A 23615-nucleotide genomic window follows, 5' to 3' on the forward strand; every position below is an offset into this window, starting at 1 on the left:
TGAATTATCGTGTCTTCAGAAATGAATGAAATCAAGTATCCCGAAAGATGGCACAGTCGCTATTTCGCTTGGCGCGACTTGTGGCTCGTGCCTCTGTACTTTCTTCTGGTTCAAATTGTTCTTGCACCAATAATTAGTTTGATAATGATATTAGTAATGGATGGAACAATGTATCCTGGAGAAACTTCAACCTATAAGATTATATTGAATTTCGCAAATGTCTTGGTAACATTACTTATATTTTATCTCATGCACGGTAATCACGACATCGTACGTATAGCAATTGAGCGTTTTAAACAAGTTAAAAAACAATTGATATTCATTATTATTATATTTGTCCTAGCACAACTTGTATCACAACTTTACAATTGGTTATTAAATTTCTTACCCTCATCGCTACAGTTTGATGATACAGTGAATAATAAAGACGTACTTAAGCTGTTTGATGTGAACTGGCTCATTCCTGTGAGTCTCATCATGGGCGTTATACTCATTCCGCTAGTAGAAGAACTCATATTCCGACATCTCATCATACATGAGCTAGGCAAGAAGATTACCTATCCCATCGCTGCAATTCTATCTATTATTCTTTTTACTGGAGCTCATGTAGTAGGAATGAAATCTCCATTTGAGATTGGTGAATATTTAATTATAGCTGTGCCTATCGTTATTGTTTACATGCGTTCAGGGCGTAATTTAGCGGCAAGCTTTACTTATCATGCATTGAACAACGGTTTTGCATTTCTATTAATGTTATTGATGTAAAGATGTTTTATTTCGAATCTTTAACTAAGTTGAGTTAGTTGATTTTATAGTATGGCTGAGTTTGAAGAAACGTAGTGTTTCCTAAAACTTAGCCTTTTTTGTTAATGGATTTCCTGTTGTTATCTACACTTTAGCTATAATAAAAGTAGGGGGTCAGGAGCCTGGGACAGATAAAGATAATTAATTATGGAGGGAAATAAAAAATCATGATTGTAATTAATTATAAGTAAATTTTCAATGTGTTCTCGAGACGCTTGATGGATCTAGACCACAACGAAAATCCATTCCTAGAGCTCCTAGAGCGAAAGGAATTAGTTGAGTGTGGTCCCATAAGCAAGCGAGAGGTTAAACATTGAAAATTAGATAGCTTTTACTATTTGTCCCAGTCTCTACATATCTCATCTAAAAAGATAATGAATTTAAATAAATATATTTTAAAACTTAATTTTAGGGAATAAGCATACTACTGTAGCAAAAAGCAGAAGGAGTGAACAGCATGTTAGAACTCAAAGATGTGACTTATAAAGTCAACAATCGAACGATTATCGATAACTTAAATTTAAAAGTGAATAAAGGGGATACTATCGCTATCGTTGGTCCTTCTGGTAGCGGTAAAAGTACGTTGCTTCGGTTGATTGATAACCTCATCAGTCCAACATCAGGCAACATTTATTACGAAGGGCAAGATTATGAAGATATTCAGCCTGAACATTTACGTATGGAGATTAGTTATTTACTTCAAGAAAGCGACCTTTTTAACCATACCATCGGCGAGAACTTAGCTTTCCCAGCAGAAGTGCGTGGTAAGGACTTTGACAAGAAACGCGCGAAAGAACTGCTCAAAGCAGTAGGGCTAGGTCATTATAACTTGAACACAGACGTCAGACCGCTCTCTGGTGGTGAACGTCAACGTGTAACGATTGCACGCCAACTCATGTACATACCGAAAATATTACTCTTGGACGAAGCTACCAGTGCATTAGATACGCAGAATAGTGAGAAGATTGAGGAACTCATCTTCAGTTTAGTCGACCAAGGTGTAGCCATCATGTGGATTACACATAGCAATGACCAAAGTATGCGTCACTTTAAGAAGCGGATTCGTCTCGTAGACGGCAAGATTGAGAATGAGGAGGATTTAACATGAGTACGACAGCGTTAGCGATTACGGCACTTTTACTACTGTTTCCAATCATCGTGTCATACGTCGAGAAGTTACATATTATCAAAGACTTAGTTGTCGCGACAGTTCGAGCAGTCATCCAACTCGTCATCTTAGGTTTTATCTTACACTTTATCTTTGATGTCGATCAGAAGTGGCTACTCTTACTCTTCGTGCTCGTCATCATTATCAATGCGTCATGGAACACGTTGAGTCGTGCATCTGAAGTCATGCATCACGTCTTCTGGATTTCATTCGTCTCCATCTTTATCGGTGTAGCCATTCCACTTGCGGGTGTCATCATTACAGGTGCGATCGACTTTACGCCTAACGAAGTAATTCCTATCGCCGGTATGCTTGGGAACAATGGTTTGATTGCAATTAACTTGGCATATCAGAACCTTGATCGTGAGTTTGTGAAGCAAATGGATGAGATCGAATCTAAACTTGCTTTAGGTGCGAATCCGAAAATTGCTTCTAAAGCGACGATTCGTGAGAGTGTGAAGACGGCGATTGTACCGACGATTGACTCAGTTAAGACATACGGCTTAGTTTCAATTCCTGGTATGATGACTGGTTTGATCATCGGCGGTGTGCCACCACTTCAAGCCATCAAATTCCAGTTGCTCGTCGTTTTCATTCATACAACAGCAACGATTATTTCCGCATTGATTGCGACTTACTTGAGCTACCGTCAATTCTTCAACCATCGTGATCAGCTCGTAGGTCGTAATATGTAAGTAAGTTGCTTTATTTTAGAAAAATGTGACACATAATACCTCCCAAGCGCTTCAAAGATAGTGTTCACCACTAATTTTGGAGCGCTTTTTACTATGTGAGAAACCTCTATTAAATAAATATGTAGTGTATTAACTTTTTTAAGCTTAATTAAAGACAGTTATTTCACTAAAAGAATAGGAGAGGATAATATTCACCAATTTTATTGGTTTGTTATATACAGCTTTGTTTTCGAACATAGTTCGATACATTTGAGTATAGTAGCGAAGAGAACTCAATAAAGCGACAGATATTAACAATACACTTGATAATAATTATTTGAATTTGAGCTAGTTGATATAGCGATGGGCTTAGTTTAAAAAGTTAAGAGAGTAGAAAATGAAATACACATTATAAGTTTTTCAATGTGAACTCGAGACGCATGATGGAGCTAGACCACAACGAAAATCCATTCCTAAAGCTCGTAGAGCGAAAGGAATTAGTTGAGTGTGGTCCCATATGCAAGCGAGAGTAAAACATTGAAAACTTTAGCTGTTCGATTTCTGCTATAAAGAAGCTTTCTATCTCATTTTAAAGTAAGCACCTACACGCACAACTCAGAATATATGCTTTATAATGGAAGTAATTGTGTTCAGAACAATATGAAGGAGGACGTGCGCAATGACGACGATGCGTATCGTAACCTTTATCCTCAGTACCTTTATCGTAGGTATGGTAGAGATGATGGTTGCAGGGATTATGAACTTAATGAGCCAAGATTTACATATATCAGAAGCGATTATTGGCCAACTCGTGACATTGTATGCAATCACTTTCGCAGTGGTAGGGCCGATACTCGTTAAACTCACGAATCGCTTCCACCCTAAACCGTTATTACTGTGGACGCTCGTATTCTTTATCGTCGGTAACGTAATCATAGCTGTAGCACCGAACTTTACGATACTGGTTATAGGTCGTATCATTTCTTCAGCAGCTGCGGCACTCATTATCGTTAAGATTCTCGCCTTAACTGCGATGCTTACCGCGCCTCACAACCGTGGTAAGATGATAGGTATCGTGTATTCTGGATTTAGTGGCGCAAACGTCCTAGGTGTGCCGATTGGTACGATGATAGGGGGCGCGTTCGGATGGCGTTTCACCTTTCTCTTTATCGTGGCGGTCAGTGTACTCGTAGGTATACTTATGTTTATCTTCCTACCTCAACTCGACCGTACGTCAACAGATGACAATAGCTCGTCTTCACAAACGCATTCTAAAGTAGTTAGACCTCTCGAAGTCGTGAAGTATTTAGGCATCACATTCTTTATTCTCGTGGCGAACTCTATTACCTTTATCTATATTAACCCTCTGATGTTAAAAAGCGGTCATACGTTGTCATTCGTCTCCATCGTTCTATTAATCAACGGTATCGCCGGTGTAGCAGGTACCTCTATGGGCGGTTTCTTATCAGACAAACTTACTTCTAAACGTTGGCTGATCATTTCGGTGACAGTGTTTATCATTATGATGCTAGTATTGAATCAAATCTTAACGAGTGTGGTTATCTTAATGATTGGGCTCTTCGTTTGGAATATTATGCAGTGGAGTACAAATCCTGCTGTTCAAAGTGGGATTATCGACCAAGTCGAAGGTGATACGAGCCAAGTGATGAGTTGGAACATGTCGAGTTTGAATGCCGGTATCGGTATTGGAAGTATGGTCGGTGGACTTGTAGTGTCGAAGCTCAATGTCTTTGCGACGACTTACTTCTCAGCGGGTATTGGTGTACTCGTACTCATCCTTGCGATTAGTTTGACTAACGTTGCAAAGTACCGTCAGCAGTAAGGTAAAAAAATTATCAGCTCAAACGCAAAACAATCCCGTAGGTGGCAGAAAGTCCACCTACGGGATTTTTAACTTGAGTAGAGATTTAAATTGCGATAACTCCCATTAAGATACCGATAATCACCATGACAATCGCAAAGCCCCAAATCCAGAAGAACGCATATTTAATGTATGTTCCCATGTTCGCTTCTGCTAAACCGATCGCAAGCCACAAAGCAGGAGAGAATGGGCTTACGAAAGTACCGATGATATTACCGATAATCATCGCATAAGCTGTGGATTCGGGCGCAATACCAAATTGTTGACCTGTCTGTTCAACGATAGGGAGCACCGCAAAGTAATAAGCGTCAGTACTCGTCAACAGGTCTAAAGGTACGCCGAAGAAACCAACGATGACATGTAAGTATGGTCCGACAGCATCAGGAATAATCTTGATGAAGTTTACAGCAATTGACTTCAACATGCCTGTTTCATTGAGCACGCCTAAGAACATTCCGGCTGCGATAATGACTGCAGCCATCATTAAGGCATTAGGCGCATGTGCCCTCAAGCGATCCATCTGTTCATCGACACTACTATAGTTCACGATGAGTGCAATCGCTGTACCGATAAGGAAGGCGAATTCAGGTGGTGCAATATTCGCAAGCATGACTACAATAACGAGAATCGTTAAGATGGTATTGAACCATTTTACCCAATTCTGTGTCTTCGCACGTCCACGTACTGGGAATTTAATATCCTGATCATGTTCATAACGCTGGACGAGTTTGTGAATATCGATGTGTTGTGTATCGCTCAGCTCACCTTGTGCAATCAGTTTGTTGATGCGACGGTTCTCACGCCAGCCTAAGAAAGCGGCGAAGATTAATACGAGAACCACACCGACGATTTGCACTGGAATGATGCCGTACCATAACGCGTTGACATCTTTAGCGTGCAACACCGTAGCCGTACGCGCCATAGGACCACCCCAAGGCACCATGTTCATCACGGCCGCACTTAACGCGAGGAGTAGTATGAGTAAGTAACGGTTCATGTTGAGTGCGCGATAAAGTGGGAGTAGTGCTGGTATAGATAGTAAAAAGGTTGTCGCGCCAGCCCCATCAAGTTGAATAAACGTACCGATGATCGCAGTCACGATACATACGATGATGACATTCCCACGTGTCATCAAGATGAGTCGCTTAACAATCGGTTTGAATAATCCACTATCAGACATTATGCCAAAGAAGATAATAGCAAAGATGAACATAATAACGACGTTCATCACGGACTCTAAGCCACTGTTAAAGTACTTCACTAAATCATGGACACTGTGACCGAGTATCAATGCACCCACACACGGTATGAGTGTCATGCCCACAACCGGGCTAATCTTCTTCATGATTAATAAGCCAACGATAGAGACGATAATTAACACGCCTACGACCGTTAGCAATACATTTCCATCATGCATATGTAACATCCCCTTTAAGTGCTAAGCGGAAAATAACTGTAAACGCTTACACTTTAAAATGATATTTGTCTATTATATCAAAAATATTCAGATTAGTTGAGAAAAATTTAACGATGAGGATGATCCTGTGAAGTCTACGGATAATGTGGAAGTCCTCCGTACTACCCATCAATAGCTCACATAACGTGCTATACTAAACCATAAAGTATTTCAAAGAAGGTGAAGAAGATGACGCAGAAAGATACAAAGCAACTCGTCGAATCATATATTCAAAAACTTGATCAATGGCAAGAAGAAATCAAACGTTTACGCCAAATTGTTCAGAACACTGACCTTGAAGAAGATTATAAATGGAAACATCCGTGCTATACCTATGAAGGTCACAATGTGGTCATTATTCAAGAATTTAAGCACTATTGTGCGCTGTTGTTTCAAAAGGGCGCGATTATGAAAGACCATTATCAATCACTGATTCAACAAACGAAAAATGTCCAAGCTGCACGCCAACTTCGTTTTACGAGCCTTAAAGAAATCGAAGAACGTGCTGAAGAAATTACGTGGTATTTAAATGAGGCCATTCGCGTCGAACAATCTGGTGAACAAGTACCGATGAAGACGACGGAAGAATATACAATGCCTGATGAATTACAAGTTGCGTTGGATAAAGATGACGCGTTACAAGAAGCTTTTAATCAACTTACACCTGGTCGCCAGCGTCAATATATGTACTTTATTGGACAAGCGAAGCGGGCGGCAACGCGAGAGAGAAGAGTGGAGAAATATTATCAACATATCCTCGATGGTAAAGGGATGAATGACTAGAGTTGAGACGTTCGTGTGAAACAGGAAGTGCGAAGTCTAGCACAAGGGGAACTGAATAGGCACATAGGGGTTCGCACTTCAGTCTGTCCTGTTCCCCTTAATATCTGGACGCACAACTTATCTATGTTAAGCTAAATAGTGTAGCTAGATATTGAAGATGCTGCGATGACGCATAAGAAATATAGCGAATAGAATGGTGACGCTATCCCTTTCAATGGGCGATGTAGTTGAGCGATATGTGACTTTGTGTAGATAAAAGAGTATAATTACTACTATACAAGGTTTGAGAACCTCTATAGGCAAGCTGCACACTTGTTGTGGCATGCTATTGAGATGAGGTGATGCATGCGTAACGTAAGCAGATTTAATAACGTGTTTTCTGCATCAAAACCCAGTCGTCACCACTCAGCATGATGCTCATATCACAATGACATTTCATCAATTTACATAATTAAACAACAGTATCTTATTACTTACATTAGGGCCTTTTGTGCTTGTGTTCTTACTTATTCTCGGATTTGTATAACTCCACAAATGGTCCTTTGTTTTTGTTGATACTGAAGAGATAACATCAGAGTCTGGGCTAAATTTAAGAACATTGAATCTTTAATGTGAAGATGCGCGCATGTGTGAGAGATGTACAGATACGTGTTAACCATGCGTCTCTTTTACCTCATCAAGGATAGGCTGACATGAAATTACGATAGAAAGGAACGAGATACATGCTCAGTATTAAGAATTTATCAAAGATTTATTCAGGCAATAAGAAAGCCGTCGACAACATGTCGATTGATATTCAGTCAGGGGAATTTGTGGCTTTTATCGGTACGAGTGGGAGCGGTAAGACGACCGCACTGCGAATGATTAATCGTATGATAGAGGCGACAGACGGACAAATTACGATGGACGGCAAAGATATTCGTAAGATGGATCCTGTCGAGTTACGTCGCAGTATCGGTTACGTGATTCAACAAATCGGACTGATGCCACACATGACGATTAAGGAGAACATCGTCTTAGTTCCTAAGCTGTTAAAATGGTCGAAAGAAAAGAAAGAAGAGAAAGCGAAAGAATTAATCAAGCTCGTCGACTTACCAGAAGAATACTTAGATCGTTATCCATCTGAATTGTCTGGTGGGCAACAACAACGTATCGGGGTGGTGCGTGCACTCGCTGCTGAACAAGATGTCATCTTGATGGATGAACCGTTTGGTGCGTTAGACCCTATCACACGAGATACGTTACAAGACTTAGTGAAAGAACTTCAACAAAAGTTAGGTAAGACTTTCATCTTCGTTACCCACGACATGGACGAAGCGATTAAACTTGCAGACAAGATTTGTATCATGTCACACGGTAAAGTGGTGCAATTCGATACACCTGACAATATCTTGCGTCATCCAGCGAATGACTTCGTGCGTGACTTTATCGGACAGAACCGTCTCATTCAAGACCGTCCGAATATGCGCACAGTTGAAGATGCGATGATTACACCGGTGACTGTTCATGCCGATCGCTCACTCAACGATGCAGTTGAAATTATGCGTGAGCGTCGTGTCGACACGATCTTTGTAGTTGGCGATGACAATCGTTTACTCGGCTATTTAGATATCGAAGACATCAACCAAGGATTACGTGCGAATCGCGAACTCATCGATACGATGCAACGTGACATTTATCGCGTGCGTGTAGACAGTAAACTGCAAGACAGTGTACGAACGATTCTTAAACGTAATGTGCGTAACGTACCGGTCGTTGCGAAAGACGACAAGACACTGCTCGGTCTCGTGACACGTGCGAACCTCGTAGATATTGTTTACGATAGCATTTGGGGTGAAAGTGAGGCCAACGCTTCTGAAGAGGCGATTGTAGAGCCGAGCGAAGTAGGAGCTGATCGCTCATGATGGACTTCCTACGCAACAATGGTCAAGAGTTGTTTAAGAAAGCTTTAGAGCACTTAGAAATCTCAGTGATTGCCTTATTGATTGCGATCATCGTAGCAGTGCCGATCGGGATTATGCTTTCACGCATGAAGCGGACATCCAACGTCGTGTTAACGATAGCCGGTGTGCTTCAAACGATTCCAACGCTTGCTGTGCTGGCTATTATGATTCCGATCTTCGGTGTAGGTAAAATGGCTGCCATCATCGCTTTGTTCATCTACGTGTTGCTACCTATTTTAAACAACACCGTACTCGGCGTTCAGCAAATCGATAGCAACTTAAAAGACGCGGCTAAGAGTATGGGGATGACACGTCTACAAATGATGAAAGACATCGAATTACCTCTAGCATTACCACTCATCTTAAGTGGGGTACGCCTCTCAGCCGTATACGTGATCAGTTGGGCAACACTCGCAAGTTATGTCGGCGCAGGAGGTCTCGGTGACTTCGTATTCAACGGACTGAACTTGTACAACGCGAATATGATTATTGCCGCAGCTATCGCAGTAACGATACTCGCACTTATCGTCGACTTTGTACTTTCGAGAATTGAAAAATGGGCTGTGCCAAAAGGCCTTAAAGTATCTAGATAACAAGGAGGAGAACATGATGAGAAAGTTTAAAGCAATACTCATAATCCCGCTGTTGTGTCTCACTGTGTTATCTGGATGTAGTCTACCCGGCTTAGGTGGCAGTAGCTCAGATGACGAAGTTAAGATCACAGCGGTTACTAACACAGAATCACAAATCATGGCCCACATGGTGCGCGTCATGATTGAACATGATACGAAAGGTAAGTTGAAACCTTCACTCGTAAATAACTTAGGATCTAGTACAATTCAACACAAAGCGATAACAACAGGCGACGCCAACATGTCAGGCGCACGTTATACAGGTACAGACTTGACTGGCGCATTAAACGAAGATCCAATCAAAGATCCAGATAAAGCGTTGAAAGCGACGCAAGAAGGTTTCCAAAAACGCTTCGATTCACATTTCTTTAACTCATACGGTTTCGCAAATACCTATGCATTTATGGTCACGAAAGAAACCGCACGTAAATACCATCTCGAAACGGTTTCAGATTTGAAAAAACATAAAGATTTAAGACTCGGTGTCGACAGCTCTTGGATGGAACGTGCAGGAGATGGCTACAAAGGCTTCACTCAAGATTACGGCTTTAGCTTTAACACCGTTCGACCTATGCAGATCGGTCTCGTTTACGATGCCTTACATAATAAAAAGCTTGATGCAGCAGTAGGGTACTCTACAGACGGCCGTATCGCCGCATATGATCTGAAGATCTTGAAAGATGACCGCCGTTTCTTCCCACCATATGATGCGAGTCCATTTGCGACAAACAAACTCTTGAAAAAACATCCAGAAATCAAGAAATCGATGAAAAAACTAGAAGGCAAAATTTCAACGAAACAAATGCAACAACTGAACTACGAAGCAGACGGTAAAGGGAAAGAACCCGCAGTCGTCGCAGAAGAATTCTTGAAGAAACATAACTATTTCGATGATGAGAAAGGAGGGCAACACTAATGTCTGGCAATCTCTTACAACAACTCGGTGAGTACTACTCAACCAACTTTGGTTACTTGATGGACTTATTCTTTAAACACTTACTTATGTCGGTTTACGGCGTACTCTTTGCATCTATCATAGGTATTCCAATCGGTATCTTTATCGCGAGATTCTCTAAACTGTCATGGATCGTCATCACGATCGCTAACATCATTCAAACAGTTCCAGTCATCGCGATGCTTGCCATCCTGATGTTAGTGATGGGTCTCGGTCCCAATACAGTCGTTTTCACAGTTTTCCTCTACGCACTTTTACCAATTATTAAAAATACCTACACAGGCATTCAAGGCGTGGACGATAACATTAAAGACGCCGGTAAAGGTATGGGCATGACCAGCAACCAAGTACTGCGCATGATCGAACTACCGCTATCACTATCTGTCATTCTCGGCGGCATCCGCATCGCACTCGTCGTAGCCATCGGTGTCGTTGCAGTCGGCTCATTCATCGGAGCCCCAACACTAGGTGACATCGTCATCCGCGGTACCAATGCGACAGACGGCACAACATTCATTCTCGCAGGTGCCATACCTATTGCACTCATCGCAGTCATCATTGACGTTGTCCTTCGCTTACTAGAAAAACGCTTAGATCCAACACAGAATACCAAACGCAATAAACCACAAGGCATTAACTAACCAAACAATGCACCCCCAAAGTTAGACCTAAAACTGACTTTGAGGGTGCGTTATTATAATAAACAGAAGAAGCCACCTTACAATCAACATCATAAGGTGGCAATTGGTGCATGTAAGAATCAATTTTTAAATGATTCATTTCCAATATACGCATCATTTACGATATGACTATAAATTAGCTATCGCCCAATAGTTAATTTATAGTTCTATTTTTATCATAACACGTAGTTTGACAAATAACGAGGCGTCGTTCATTAGTTGTTTAGAGGTGCCTCCCTTTCCACCAATGCGCTATATTCCAGATTAGAAGAAAACTTATTTTTCCTCGATATGCTAAAACCCGATTCACACGAAACATGTGCTTAAGAGAAACACTCTCTTCCTCGAAACACTAATATTAAAACAAAAAAGCCCCAGGATGACACACATCCCAGAGCTAAAAATTTTACCATACAACTACGCGACTCAGACCAAGAACTGAGACAAGATCGGCGCCACAACAACAACTACAACACCCACAAGAACAAGCGCGATACTCGCCATAGACTCCTCAGTCTGACCAAAATCCTGCGCAGCCGCCACACCTAAAGAGTGACCACTCGTACCCATAGCCAAACCTCTCGCAATCGGGTTCGTAATTCTGAAGAAACGAATCATCTTCGTACCCAACGCATAGATGATAACCCCATTCAAAATACATGCAAGAGAAGTCAATTCTTTAATACCATGGATACCATCAGACACCGGTAACGCCACTGCAGTAGTAGCCGCTTGCGGTAACATAGAGTTGATGATTTGATCAGAGAACAACGCAATCTTACCAATCAAGATGATCAGTACTAATGCGACCGTTGTACCCACAACCAAACTACCAAAGATTTGGAACCAATATTTTTTCAAGACGTCGCGTTTTTTATAAAGTGGGATTGCGAAACACATCGTTGCTGGTTCTAAGAAGAAGTTAACGATGTCCCCACCAATTTTATAGTTTTCATAACTAATACCTGTAATCTTCAAGAATGCAATACCTACAACCATGCCGACGAATAATGGAGCTAATAAGAAGAAACCATTCGTCTTCTTAAAGAAATACGCGGCAATCGTGAAAGGTACGACTGATAACAAGATACCAAAGTACGGTGTATGTACGATTAAATCAAGAATGTGTGCCATTATTTGTCATCCTCCTCACTCTTAGCTGCTTCCAACGTATCATCTGACTTTCTTGAGAACTTCATCAAGAGTTGAGAAGTGAAACCTGTACATAATAAGAGTAATAATGTTGAAATGATAATTAGTAAAATGATTAAAATCGGTTTCGAACTAATTACACCGAGTGAGTTAATTACAGAGATACCGGCTGGAACGAAGAATAACCCGATGTTATTCGTGAGTGCCGTACCTACCGTTTCAACTTGTCCTAATTTCACTATGCCAGTACATAAAGCGATAAAGAGTAATACCAAACCAACAACTGAGCCTGGCATCGGCACTGGGGAAATGCCTTCGATCACTTTAGAGATAAGCAAGATGATTCCTAGGACAGTAACTTGGTGCAAGAAAGTGTAAGTCTTACTTTCCTTATTTCGTGATGTTTGTGCTGTGTTATTATGAGATTTTGCAGTTGCCATCCATAACATCCTCCCTTTACTATTTCACCTCTATTATAAAAGACAAAGTGCGTTTTCAAGGGCTTTTCAGACTGAAATGCAATAACTATGAGCCGAGTTGCATTAAACGCCTTGTGACTGTCAGTCCAGTCCGAATTGCTGTTTGAATCGCTTCATATAGGAGCGGCTAACTTGAAATTTCAAGTCGCGCATCATCGTCAATTGGTACGTATAATTAAACCAATGATCGATAGTTTGAATATAGTTTCGGTTAATGATCGTCGCACGATGAATACGGATAAAACGCTTGTCGCTCAGCCGTTGTTCGTAATGACTTAAAGGTTGATTCGTCTCAAAATCACCCTTCGTTGTATTAATTGTAGTTACTCCGTTATTAACAGAAATTGCGATAATATCTGTCGTATTTAGTAAATGGATACGATCGTCCATTTCTACAGGGAGTTTGTCAAAGTCATACGGTGAAGCGTCTTTAGCCTCGCTTTCAACTTCGTAATTGGTTGACGCAGCTTGGTTATGCGGCGTGCCTGTTGAAGTGCTTGGTGTAATCTTCGCTAAAGCCTGTTCAATTCGTGATTTCTCAAAAGGTTTGAGAATATAGTCTGTCGCGTTCAACTCAAAGGCTTTGACCGCAAAGTTATCGTGCGCTGTCGCAAAGATGATATGAGGGTTATTGGCCATTTGATTGATCTTTGACGCCATGTCTAAACCACTCTCATCCATCAAATTGATGTCGAGAAAGACGACATCATACGTATCGAACAGAAGTAGTTCAAGTGTTTCTTGAATCGTTTCAGCTTCAGATATTTGTTCGAAAGGTTGGATTTCTGTTAATAGATAGCGCAATTCATTGCGTGCTAAAGGTTCATCGTCAACGATGATGGCTTTCATGAGTGAGCGCCTCCTTGTGATGTTGATATGGAATATCGCAATAGATGCGTGTTCCTTTCTTATTAGAGTCGAAATGGAGCTGTGCTTGATTGCCAAAGAGTCCAGTGAGTCTACGGTTTAAATTCTCGAGTGCGCTGCCAGTACCCGATTCGGAACTCACACTACTTTTACCTAACTGTGGTAATTTCTCTTCTGGAATACCGTGACCGTTATCCGTCACACTTAAACGCATATGTTGCGCTTTCGTCGATGTTTCTACGAGCACACGGTTATCCTTTTTACGATGGGTAAAAGCGTGTTTAATCGCGTTCTCCACTAATATTTGAAGCACGAAAGGTGGGACGTTCGCGTGTTTCGTCTCAGGTGCGATCTTGAATTGAATGTTGAAGCGGTCAGGATAACGCGCTTGCTCAAGTGAAATGTACGCCTCAACTTGCTGGAGCTCTTGCTCTAAAGTGATGATATTATCTCGCGCACCTTGCAAGTTAGAGCGGAAGAATTGGCTAAGCTGTAACAACAAATCTCGTGCTTTCTCACTGTTGATTCGTATCATCGCAGAAATTGTGTTAATTGCGTTAAAGAAGAAGTGAGGATTCACTTGCGCTTGTAACGATTTAATTTCCGCATCTCTTAACAATGCGCTTTGCATCTCAGCTTGACCCAGTTCGATTTGGCTAGAAAAGATTTCAGCTAAGCCTGATGCCATCTGTTTATCAGAAGTCGTAATCACAGTACTATCAGTAAAATACAGCTTGAGCGTGCCTACTACTTCTTCACGTAAATAGAGTGGAACGACAATCGCTGCTTCTAAAGGACAGTTCGGATTGTTACAACCGATATCTTCACGTGAATAGGCTTCCTTTAACGTACCAGTACGAATGGCCTCTTTAGACAAATTAGTAATAATCGCTTTCTGAGCAACATGGTGATCGCATCCTGCGCCGACATGTGTCAGAATATCGCGTCGGTTGGTGATCGCTACTGCCGAAACTTGCATCAAATTCAGTATGATTTCAGCTGCACGTTTCGCTGAACGCTCATTTAACCCAGAGCGGAAGTAGGGTAGCGTAGCGTTTGCAAGTTGTAATACGTCATGTGTTTGAATCGCGCGTGTCTCTTCCTCTTGGCGAATTGTTGAGAGTATGATGGACAAGAAGATTGCCGTACCTATGGAGTTAATCATAATCATCGGTATAGAAATAAAGCTGAACAGATTCCATGACAATTGCGGGTGATGTGAGAAGACGAGGATACAAAGCATTTGGATGACCTCGCTGACTACACCAACCATCGCGCCTTTCAAAGCAGTTGGATATTGATTGGAACGCAACGCTTTACGTCCGAAATACCCAGATAACAGTGCGATAAAGATAGATGAAATGAAATACGTATAGGCATCTGCACCACCGATATAAACACGTACGAGACCAGAAATGATTCCGACCATCAACGCGACGTATGGTCCACCAACTAAACCGGACACCCCAATCGTTAACACACGCGTATTGGCCATTGACGCGTCATGAGGTAAATGTTGGTATAACGTTCCGCTGATGATTTCATTTCCTCGAATTTGTATTCCTGTGAAGTTAGACAAGATAGAGAAACAACTGAAGATAAAGATGAGTTTCACCTTAGCATGAAGTTGTTCTCTTTGGTTCATGATATTTTTACAATAATTGATATTCATTAAGATATAGGCGAGTAGAATAATCAAGCCCATGCGCTCAAGCAAGAGCATAAATAAGTTAAACATCGTGCCACCTGCCATGTTGTGATTACCTTTTATTATACTACATATCAGAGATATATAACAAAACGCTATTAAATTATTTCACTATTGATGTAATTTTGAGATTAAAATTAGAATTTGTTCTTGTGTGAGATGTTAAAAATATTAGCCTTTTTTATATTTAAGTGTTATTTTAGAAATTAGCAAAACATCAAGATTACCAAAATAATTCCGAGCAACATATTATGAATGACGAAAAATGAAAAGATATAACGTCATCATACATTTGGTGAACATGAGCGTTTTGAGATTGTTAGAGCTACAGGTTGAACGAATAAATATATCGCACAGAAGTGCGTGATGACCGTTAAGTTACATAGTAGCACTAGCAGTTTCGAAACATTTTATTTATTTTGGAAACTTTATAGGAGGCGAACTTGCAATGGATTCTGAACGAACCTTTAAGGGAGACAATCGATTGCTACTAGGAATATTTCTCGGAGTGATTACATTCTGGCTCTTTGCCAATTCACTCGTGAATATAGTTCCAACATTACAACAATCATTTAACACGAAACTAGGAACGATTAATGCAGCAGTGAGTTTAACCGCATTACTGTGTGGTTTACTTGTCGTAGGCGCAGGTGGACTTGCCGATCGTTATGGTCGTATGAAGTTAACGTATATCGGTTTGATCTTGAGCGTAATAGGTTCAGGACTGATTATTATTCCTGGATTTGCACCTCTATTAATTATTGGACGTGCAATTCAAGGTATATCCGGCGCATGTATCATGCCTGCTACACTAGCAATTATTAATACGTATTACATAGGCAAAGCGCGTCAACGTGCACTCACATACTGGTCTATTGGCTCATGGGGCGGTTCAGGAATTTGTTCCGTCTTCGGTGGTTTCATGGCAACATACGTAGGTTGGCGTTCTATTTTTATCATTTCTATCATTGTCGCATTGCTCAGTATGTTCCTTATCAAACATGCACCTGAGACCAAAGCACCGAGATCTGAGAAAGAGGCAGAGAGCAAGTTTGACTTTGTTGGCTTAGTTCTATTAGTCATTGCGATGTTAAGTATCAACATGATTATTACACAAGCGTCAGATTACGGATTGATGTCTGTGCTCATTATCAGTATGATTATCGTCTTTATCGTGTCATTCATCGCATTTATTATTTGGGAACAGAAATGTAATAATCCGTTGATCGACTTTGGTTTATTCAAACATAAAGGCTATAGCGGGGCGACGATTTCCAACTTTTTACTTAACGCGGTATTTGGTACCACACTCGTGGCCAATACATATTTCCAATCCGGATTGGACTTTAACTCATCTCAAGCAGGTTATATCACTTTGACTTATTTGATTTCAGTTCTCATTATGATTCCTATCGGTGAGAAAGTGCTGCAGTCGATGGGGGCGAAACGTCCAATGATGATTGGCGCGCTACTCAACGGTGTCGGTATCGTCTTATTGATGCTCGTCTTCTTACCACCCACATGGTACGTAGTTGTGAGTATCATCGGCTATCTCATTTACGGTACAGGTTTAGGTATGTACGCAACACCATCTACAGACACAGCCGTTTCCACAGCACCAGACGATAAGGTTGGCGTGGCTTCTGGTGTGTACAAGATGGCTTCGTCATTAGGGAACTCATTCGGTTTAGCCATTTCAGGTACGTTGTTCTCAGTGATGGGCGATAAATTCAACATCCAACAGGGTATGACGTATGGCCTCGGTTTCAACGTCGTTTGTGCGTTGCTCGCGTTCATTTTAATCTGGGCCTTAGTACCGAAGAATCAGTTTAACCACTAATGAAGGATCGCAGTTTGAGGTAAAATGTGCGGAGATTATACGTGGTTCGCTGTGTATGATATAGTGAAACACAACGTTCAAGTATACGACGTCATTACAGAGGTGAATAAGAGATGATTGAAGGATATAAAGCATTCTGGCAAAACTATATTAATTACAAAGACAAGACCTCGCGCCAACATTTCTGGACGCCGATTATTCTACACATTATCGCGATATTTGTGGTAGCCGTGTTAGGGCTTATTAGCTTTCTGGCAGGCTCGATCCTACTCAGCGCGCTACTCTTTGGATTGGTTGGATTATTCATGTTAGCGACAATTATTCCAACAATCACACTTACAATGCGTCGCTTTCATGATGCAGGACGCCAACCACGAATGGCATTCATCTTGTGCATCGTAACGATTGTAGGGGCGATTGCTTTCGATTTAAGTAGACATGACGGATTAGCCATCTTCTTTGCGTTGATTATATTTATTTGTTTAATTCTCATTCTGATTGAGACGTTAAGACCTTCAACACAGGGTTCACCCGAGCGGTTAAAATGGTTCTAGCAATATAAGTCATTTGAAATGCATAGAGTAAGGTATAATACGGGTAGATAATATAATGAATCCTGAGAAGATAGAGGTGTTTCAAATGGCAAATATTTCAGTGAAACGTGTTGCACTCACTGGCATTGCAGGTGGCTTGTTGGCCGGTGCAGTGAAGATTGGATGGGAGAGCCTATTCCCACCACGCACGCCAGAACGAGAAGAACCCCCACCTTTAACATTTTTAAAAAAGGTCAAAGTAGGGGATAAAGTGTTAGATTACCGTGTGGTTTATAATCGTAATCCTATTCCAGTGGCCGTGATGGGTGTACATTTCGGATTCTCCATGGCCAACGCGTTAGTGTACGCATTAATGGCCGAACGTTGCACTACAGTAACGAAAGGTTATGGTAGTATGTTTGGAATTGCAGTCCACGTAGCATTTCACGATGTATTATTACCGTTATTAAAAATTACGCCGAAACGTAAAGACTTGCCACCACAAGAACTCGTTTCTGAATTCTTCGGTCACATCGTTTGGGCGAAGACAATTGAATTAGTCAGACGTGCTATTAAAACGAAATAGAGATGCATCTAAGCCAACGCGAGGGAAGTGAAGTTCCTTCGTGTTGGCTTTTTAACAATAAAAAGCTCTAAAATGAGGCGAAATCATTTTAGAGCAAGAAAGGCAGTTACTCATGGTGTTCCTCTTCGCTAAGATGACCTGTTCGTTGGGCGAGTTCACGTGCTTCTCGCCGAGCCTTTTTACCATAATACTGATGTGCAAAGTGAACTTGAATAATTAAGAATAAACCGCTAAACGTCCAATAAAGTCCGAGGGCTGACGCGGAATGTAACGCCACGAAACTGATAAAGATTGGTGATGCAATCATCATGATGTAGTAGGGCGTGCGCTGACCTTTCGGATAGTGGATGAGGTTAGCGATCGGCTGGATGAAATAAATCACTGCAGCAATAATCGTGATGAAGATTTCAGGTTCCGTTAAGTTGAACCATAAGAAATGTGGATGCGCATTGATGCCGCCTGCCGTTGGATACTTCAACACTGCGATTAAAGCGAACAGCAATGGAATTTGAACGAGTATCGGTAAGCAACCGAGCATACTCTTCCACGGGCTGATGCCAAACTGTTTGTAGGTTGTGACGAGTTCTTGGTGTGCGTTGTTCTTCTCTTCTTGGTCTTCGGCGTTTTTGATGCGGGATTTGATTTTGTCGATCTTAGGTTTGATGATGTTGGTTTTTTCGCGCATCATGTGTAAATTCTTGGTTTGCATGACCATGAATGGGAGTAGGATGATTCTGACGATGAGTACGATGGTGATGATCGCGAAGCCGTAGTTACCGTTGTATAGGTGGCCTAGGCTGTGTAGTAGATGGTCTAGGGGACTGACGAAGGTGTTGTAGAAGAAGCCGGTGCGGTCTTCTGTATTTTGGTAGTTGCATCCTGTGAGTAGGATGAGGGTTGTGATGAGTAGTAACCATTTTTTGTGCATATGGCTGGGCCTCCGGGTTGGTTTGTTTGTCTTCTCACTCACTGTATCATAGGAGGTGGGTTTATTAAAATGTATTGTGGGATTTTGGTTCATTGGTATTCGGGGGAATATGGTGTTTTGTACTAATTTGTATTCGTAAGAATTTAAAGTTGGTTACTAATTTGCAATACTGCGTATTGGGTGGGAGAAACGGCTCGCGTTCTTAGGGGGTCACGCTCAACTAAGTAATAACGCTTTGTTGCGCGTTATTACTGGATTTTCGCTGTGACCTTTAATCCCTCAAGAGTCTCGCCTACTCCCACCTTTAACTTGTATTGCGTAAAAGTATAGAGAATAGCTAATCACGTACTAATTTGCAAATGTAACAACCCACACCCAACTATACACTTTTTGTTGTGTTTTGTTTTAATAGTAGAGTTTCGAGAAAGAAAGTGTTTCTACATAATTTTAGATAAACTTTGAATTCTAATTTAGTACATCTTGGGAAAATAAATCTTCTTCTAATTAAGTGATAAAAAATATTAAATAATTAATTCTTCATCTACGTTAATTGGGGGGGGAATGAAGTATTCGAAAGAGATGAAACTCTAATATTGTCGTTAAACAGCTACCAAAATAAAATAAAGATGTTTATGAAAACTTCTAATTATAGTTAAAGAAGAGGCTGGAACACTAAAAGAAAATGGTATATGAAGTGAGTAAATCATTGAAAATAAATACCTTCGATTTTGTTCCAGTTTCTTCTCTTTAATCTAGTATGTGTATGCTTTTTTATTCACTAGCCACGACGATTTCGTTGTAGTTGATGTTTTCGCGCACTTGGGTCGCAATGGTTTGATTGACGTGGCCTTGTTCGACGAGTTCGTCTAGGTATTGGCGTTGTAGGTATAAACCTTGCATTTTCTGTTCTGCGGTTTGAAGTGGCGCTGTTTTTGCATATTTTCTGTTACGTCGACGTAATAGGTTGAAACGGTTGTAGTATTCGTAGAGGACGATGCTCACTTCGAAGACATTTTCGTTCGTTTGTTCTTTGGTCAAGCGTAACGCGATGTTGTGGTGAACGATACGCATGACTTTCATCACTTCTCGCATGTTTGTTTTAAACTCGGCAAGTTGTTGTTTCGATTCTGGTTTGTTCTTTGCGCGATAACGTAAGGCGAACATTTTGATGCGCGTTTTGAATCTCTGCACGAAGGTTGATTCGCGATAGTGCACAGTGTTTTCAATCGCTGTGTGATATTTTTGTAGGACGGCGCGATCGATTTTATATTGTTCGACAAGTCGTTCGAGTGTTTCTGTTTCGACTTCTGATGCGAGGTCTTCTAAGCGTTTTACTTCTTTGGCATTTTTGTTCTCCGGCTCGATTTGCAGGAGGAAGAGTAGTTCATCGAAGTACGAGGAAATAATCGCACTATAGTTTTCATCTTTGTGTTGTTTACCTTGTTCTCTAAAATAGCTAATCACGCGTTCAAGAATATAGATTTTAGTCGTTTGATAGCTCATCGTTTGTTGTTCTTTACGTGATGCTGAAGGCGTGATGAGTGGTAATATGACTTGGGCCATGACTAAGCTTATTAAGACCATTAATGATGCGATGAATAATAGGTCATTTTTAAAAGTAAAGGCATGATGGTTCGCAAGCATCGTTGGCAATGTTAGGGCCATCGAGAGTGAAATGGTACCGTGAATGCCACACATCGTCATAACTAAAGCATAAGAACCACGTCTCGGCGACGTATCGCTCTCCTCATCTAAGTAAGACTGAATATTTCGCGGATAGTAAAAGTCTTTGAACCAAATGTAGACCCAGATGAAACGCACGATGTAAATAGCTAAGGCAATGAGCAAGGTGGTAATAATCAAGAAGTGAATGTTCTCTGGCTCATGTTCAACGATGTCGATAACTACCTTTGGAACAATGTAGCCTAACACGACAAATACGAAACCGTTCAATGCGTAACTGAGTGTATCCCAAATTTGGTTGTAACTCATTTGTAGCTCGGTTTGGGCACGAATTAAACGGTCATGTTCGAAACTATGAACCAATCCAGCTACTACAACTGCAATAATACCGGAAGCGTGGAGCTCTTCAGCTAATAGATACACTGCGAAGGGTGTTAATAACTGAATAAAGATGAGCGTGTTACTGTCTTTCAACCCTTTATTTGCGGAAAGATAGACGCGTAAACGTACAATGACAAAACCGATAATAAATCCAATCAGCACACCAATGATTGTAGAAATAATAAATTGACCGATCGCATTTAAGGCAGAGAAAGCGCCTGTAACTAGCGCAGTGACTGCAATTTTAAATGAAATGATACCGGCAGCATCATTCAACAGTGACTCGCCTTCGAGAATCGACATGGCACCTTTCGGAAGGACTTTGCCTTTCGTAATCGCCTGCACAGCAACTGCGTCTGTCGGACATAAGATGGCCGCAATCGCGAAGGCAGCTGGCATCGGTAAGTGCGGCCAAATCCAATGGATAAAGAAGCCAACACCAATGACTGTCGTGAACACGAGTGCCATCGCCATCAAGATGATCGGCTTACGATATTCAAGTAGCTTGGTACGAGAGACATGCGTCCCTTCGACGAATAGTAGTGGCGCGATGACCGCCATCATAAACACTTCTGAATCAAATTCGAAGTGGAGTGGGATAGGTAGGATAAATAGACAAACACCTAGAGCAATTTGGATAAAAGCCATAGGTACTTTCGGCAGTCGATTATGTATGATTGAGCTGATGACTACCGCGAGTATAAAGATTAAAAATGCTTCTAATAAATACATAGGGTCACCTCATCTGTGTAGTGTATTACTCAATATTTTAGCATTTAATGTGGGGAAGTACTATGTGATATGACTCCGAAATTGCGAGAAGTCATTTTAAATAGATAAACCTAGAAAGAAATTGAAAAAGTGGGGAGCATGAGCGCATTCACGTGCAATAATAAATATATGAGTTAAGCAGTTCGATAGGTGGGGTATGCATCTACCCTTTATAATGTGACTATCATAAGAAAGAGGATGTGCGTTATGAAGATAGGATTGATTTCAGATTTACATGTGGATCGACATAATGAATTGACGCCTAATGACTATGCGACAGTGTTAAGCCAGAGTGTAAGGCAGCGCGAGGTGGATTTACTCATCATAGCTGGGGATATCGCCAATCGAGACGACATCGTAGTGGACTTTATTCATCGCCTAGAACAGCTTACAAATATAACAATACGCTTCGTCCCAGGTAATCATGATTTATGGACCTCAGAAGATCAACCCTCTACAGCAGAGATACTTCAACGTTATCGTCAAATGGACGAATGTCTAGTAGGTTCACCTTATATCATTAACGACGCGTGGGCGATAGTAGGTAACACAGGATGGTACGATTATAGCTACGCCAGTTCGAAATTTACACAAGAACGGCTAGCACGAGGTAAATTCTACGGTGCTACTTGGCAAGATAAAGAACGCATTGACTTGCCTTACAAAGACTTAGAGCTGGCAGAACGCGCAGTTGAACATACTAAAGAAGATCTTGCGAAAGTAGGGCAACGCCAAATTATTCTCGTCACACACGTGGTCACGCATCCGCAATTCGTCGTCCCACTTCCACATCGACTCTTTGACTTCTTTAACGCCTATCTCGGCACTTCGAAATTTGCGGACATTTACCATCATTATCCGATTCGCTATAGTGTGATGGGGCACGTGCATTTTAGAAAACGGCTCAACGACCAAGGTATTGAGTACATTTGTCCTTGCCTCGGTTATCCACGACAATGGCGCACGTCCGATATTTCCCGGGAAATGACTCAGACGTTACAAGTGATTGAAATCTAGTTAAGTGAAGTTATTTTTAAAAGGCAAAAACACCTAACGGGTTGGCTGAATATAAATACACATACGCCCAGGCGCATCATAACTTTGCCGCATACGAGCTTTAGGCATACGAATAACTTGGAAGCGATTCGGAATGAACGCCGGGACGTAGATAGAGTGGAACCACTGACTCCACAACGGGTCAATGTAATAGTAATACTTGTCGTCATAACCGATTAATACAGTGGTATGAATATTCGAAGTGAGTTGCTCCTTCGTGCCATCCAGCTTAAACCAACGACGCGCAGGCGATTGACCCAGCACTGTATGGTAAATCAGAACAGGTTGACCTGCATCGATAATCGTTTCCAGTTCATCCAGAGTCTTGCCCGTGCCATCTTTAAAGCCATCATGAAACTGCTTCAGATGAGGTACATACGCCTGAGGAAAGATCGTTTGATGAAACCCAAACTTCACCAACAGCTGATGACCCACATAACCCTTACGCGGATTATTACGATGCTTAGGCCAATCTTTCATTATGGTCGTCGCCTTGATACGATGATGATTATATTGTAAGAGCATAGCAGCCGCCACACCTTCACACCCCATGACCATAGGGATAGGGAAGAGCTGGCTTATCGGTTTTACAGGCAACATGCGCTTCATCTAATCTCCTTCTTTCCTGTCCAATTAGTATATTTATTATAGATG

21 protein-coding genes are annotated in these 23615 nt (G+C 41.3%); 13 read left to right on the forward strand and 8 right to left on the reverse strand.

All coding sequences use genetic code 11. The annotated features are described in order from the left end of the window. Window positions 1-9 precede the first annotated feature (9 nt). From CD126_RS07390 to CD126_RS07405, 4 genes are all read left to right on the forward strand, one after another. Window positions 10-765 carry a CPBP family intramembrane glutamic endopeptidase gene (locus CD126_RS07390; RefSeq protein WP_103370253.1) on the forward strand — a complete coding sequence of 252 codons (756 nt, stop codon included), beginning with the start codon at window positions 10-12 and terminating at the stop codon, window positions 763-765. Window positions 766-1261: 496 nt separating this feature from the next. Continuing rightward, complete coding sequence (locus tag CD126_RS07395; protein ID WP_049407193.1) at window positions 1262-1912, forward strand: ABC transporter ATP-binding protein; 651 nt, start codon at window positions 1262-1264, stop codon at window positions 1910-1912. Continuing rightward, entirely contained in the window at window positions 1909-2667 is a 759-nt protein-coding gene (locus tag CD126_RS07400; protein WP_049407190.1) for an ABC transporter permease, read from the forward strand. The genes CD126_RS07395 and CD126_RS07400 overlap by 4 nt, the downstream gene beginning before the upstream one ends. A gap of 658 nt (window positions 2668-3325) precedes the next feature. Further along, complete coding sequence (locus CD126_RS07405; protein WP_103370254.1) at window positions 3326-4489, forward strand: MFS transporter; 1164 nt, start codon at window positions 3326-3328, stop codon at window positions 4487-4489. Window positions 4490-4574: 85 nt separating this feature from the next. Here the strand turns inward: CD126_RS07405 and CD126_RS07410 are convergent, their stop codons facing one another. Continuing rightward, entirely contained in the window at window positions 4575-5945 is a 1371-nt protein-coding gene (locus CD126_RS07410) for a CitMHS family transporter (protein WP_049407185.1), read from the reverse strand. A gap of 228 nt (window positions 5946-6173) precedes the next feature. Between CD126_RS07410 and CD126_RS07415 the strand changes: the two genes are divergently transcribed. The 5 genes from CD126_RS07415 to CD126_RS07435 all read left to right on the forward strand — a co-directional run bounded on the left by CD126_RS07415 (window position 6174) and on the right by CD126_RS07435 (window position 10938). Continuing rightward, entirely contained in the window at window positions 6174-6767 is a 594-nt protein-coding gene (locus tag CD126_RS07415; protein ID WP_049407182.1) for a YdeI/OmpD-associated family protein, read from the forward strand. Window positions 6768-7489: 722 nt separating this feature from the next. Then, entirely contained in the window at window positions 7490-8671 is a 1182-nt protein-coding gene (locus CD126_RS07420) for a betaine/proline/choline family ABC transporter ATP-binding protein (protein WP_002471029.1), read from the forward strand. Then, a complete protein-coding gene (locus tag CD126_RS07425) occupies window positions 8668-9303 on the forward strand; it encodes an ABC transporter permease (RefSeq protein WP_049407179.1) in 636 nt (211 codons plus the stop codon). Before CD126_RS07420 ends, CD126_RS07425 begins: the two co-directional genes overlap by 4 nt. A gap of 16 nt (window positions 9304-9319) precedes the next feature. After that, on the forward strand, window positions 9320-10258 hold the full coding sequence (locus CD126_RS07430) for an osmoprotectant ABC transporter substrate-binding protein (RefSeq protein ID WP_049407176.1): 939 nt from the start codon (window positions 9320-9322) through the stop codon (window positions 10256-10258). Beyond that, the gene (locus tag CD126_RS07435) at window positions 10258-10938 is read left to right on the forward strand and encodes an ABC transporter permease (RefSeq protein WP_049407173.1); all 681 of its coding nucleotides are present in this window, start codon (window positions 10258-10260) and stop codon (window positions 10936-10938) included. The genes CD126_RS07430 and CD126_RS07435 overlap by 1 nt, the downstream gene beginning before the upstream one ends. Window positions 10939-11403: 465 nt before the next feature. On the opposite strand, the gene lrgB is transcribed toward CD126_RS07435, so the two are convergent. From lrgB to CD126_RS07455, 4 genes are all read right to left on the reverse strand, one after another. Next, the gene (gene lrgB / locus CD126_RS07440; protein WP_002471025.1) at window positions 11404-12111 is read right to left on the reverse strand and encodes an antiholin-like protein LrgB; all 708 of its coding nucleotides are present in this window, start codon (window positions 12109-12111) and stop codon (window positions 11404-11406) included. Beyond that, the gene (gene lrgA / locus CD126_RS07445; protein ID WP_002471031.1) at window positions 12111-12569 is read right to left on the reverse strand and encodes an antiholin-like murein hydrolase modulator LrgA; all 459 of its coding nucleotides are present in this window, start codon (window positions 12567-12569) and stop codon (window positions 12111-12113) included. Before lrgA ends, lrgB begins: the two co-directional genes overlap by 1 nt. A 120-nt stretch (window positions 12570-12689) precedes the next feature. Next, entirely contained in the window at window positions 12690-13457 is a 768-nt protein-coding gene (locus CD126_RS07450) for a response regulator transcription factor LytR (protein WP_103370255.1), read from the reverse strand. Beyond that, window positions 13438-15213 carry a sensor histidine kinase gene (locus CD126_RS07455; protein ID WP_103370261.1) on the reverse strand — a complete coding sequence of 592 codons (1776 nt, stop codon included), beginning with the start codon at window positions 15211-15213 and terminating at the stop codon, window positions 13438-13440. The genes CD126_RS07450 and CD126_RS07455 overlap by 20 nt, the downstream gene beginning before the upstream one ends. A 418-nt stretch (window positions 15214-15631) precedes the next feature. Here CD126_RS07455 and CD126_RS07460 point away from each other — a divergent pair, with 418 nt between their 5' ends. The 3 genes from CD126_RS07460 to CD126_RS07470 all read left to right on the forward strand — a co-directional run bounded on the left by CD126_RS07460 (window position 15632) and on the right by CD126_RS07470 (window position 18142). Continuing rightward, window positions 15632-17023, forward strand: a complete 1392-nt coding sequence (locus CD126_RS07460; RefSeq protein WP_049407168.1) for an MFS transporter — start codon at window positions 15632-15634, stop codon at window positions 17021-17023. Between the two features lie 113 nt (window positions 17024-17136). Beyond that, a complete protein-coding gene (locus CD126_RS07465; RefSeq protein WP_049407165.1) occupies window positions 17137-17577 on the forward strand; it encodes a DUF805 domain-containing protein in 441 nt (146 codons plus the stop codon). Between the two features lie 85 nt (window positions 17578-17662). Next, window positions 17663-18142, forward strand: a complete 480-nt coding sequence (locus CD126_RS07470) for a DUF1440 domain-containing protein (RefSeq protein WP_049407162.1) — start codon at window positions 17663-17665, stop codon at window positions 18140-18142. A gap of 106 nt (window positions 18143-18248) precedes the next feature. On the opposite strand, the gene yidC is transcribed toward CD126_RS07470, so the two are convergent. Both yidC and CD126_RS07480 read right to left on the reverse strand, forming a co-directional pair. Next, window positions 18249-19070: a membrane protein insertase YidC gene (gene yidC, locus CD126_RS07475; RefSeq protein ID WP_103370256.1), complete on the reverse strand. Its 822-nt coding sequence runs from the start codon at window positions 19068-19070 to the stop codon at window positions 18249-18251. 771 nt (window positions 19071-19841) lie between these two features. Next, entirely contained in the window at window positions 19842-21866 is a 2025-nt protein-coding gene (locus CD126_RS07480; protein WP_103370257.1) for a cation:proton antiporter, read from the reverse strand. A 246-nt stretch (window positions 21867-22112) separates the two neighbouring features. On the opposite strand from CD126_RS07480, the gene CD126_RS07485 reads away from it, so the two are divergent. Beyond that, a complete protein-coding gene (locus CD126_RS07485) occupies window positions 22113-22922 on the forward strand; it encodes a metallophosphoesterase (RefSeq protein WP_049406279.1) in 810 nt (269 codons plus the stop codon). A gap of 33 nt (window positions 22923-22955) precedes the next feature. On the opposite strand, the gene CD126_RS07490 is transcribed toward CD126_RS07485, so the two are convergent. Beyond that, on the reverse strand, window positions 22956-23570 hold the full coding sequence (locus tag CD126_RS07490; RefSeq protein ID WP_049406281.1) for a C39 family peptidase: 615 nt from the start codon (window positions 23568-23570) through the stop codon (window positions 22956-22958). Window positions 23571-23615 lie beyond the last annotated feature (45 nt).

It is taken from the genome of Staphylococcus pettenkoferi, assembly GCF_002902685.1.
GTDB lineage: Bacteria > Bacillota > Bacilli > Staphylococcales > Staphylococcaceae > Staphylococcus > Staphylococcus pettenkoferi.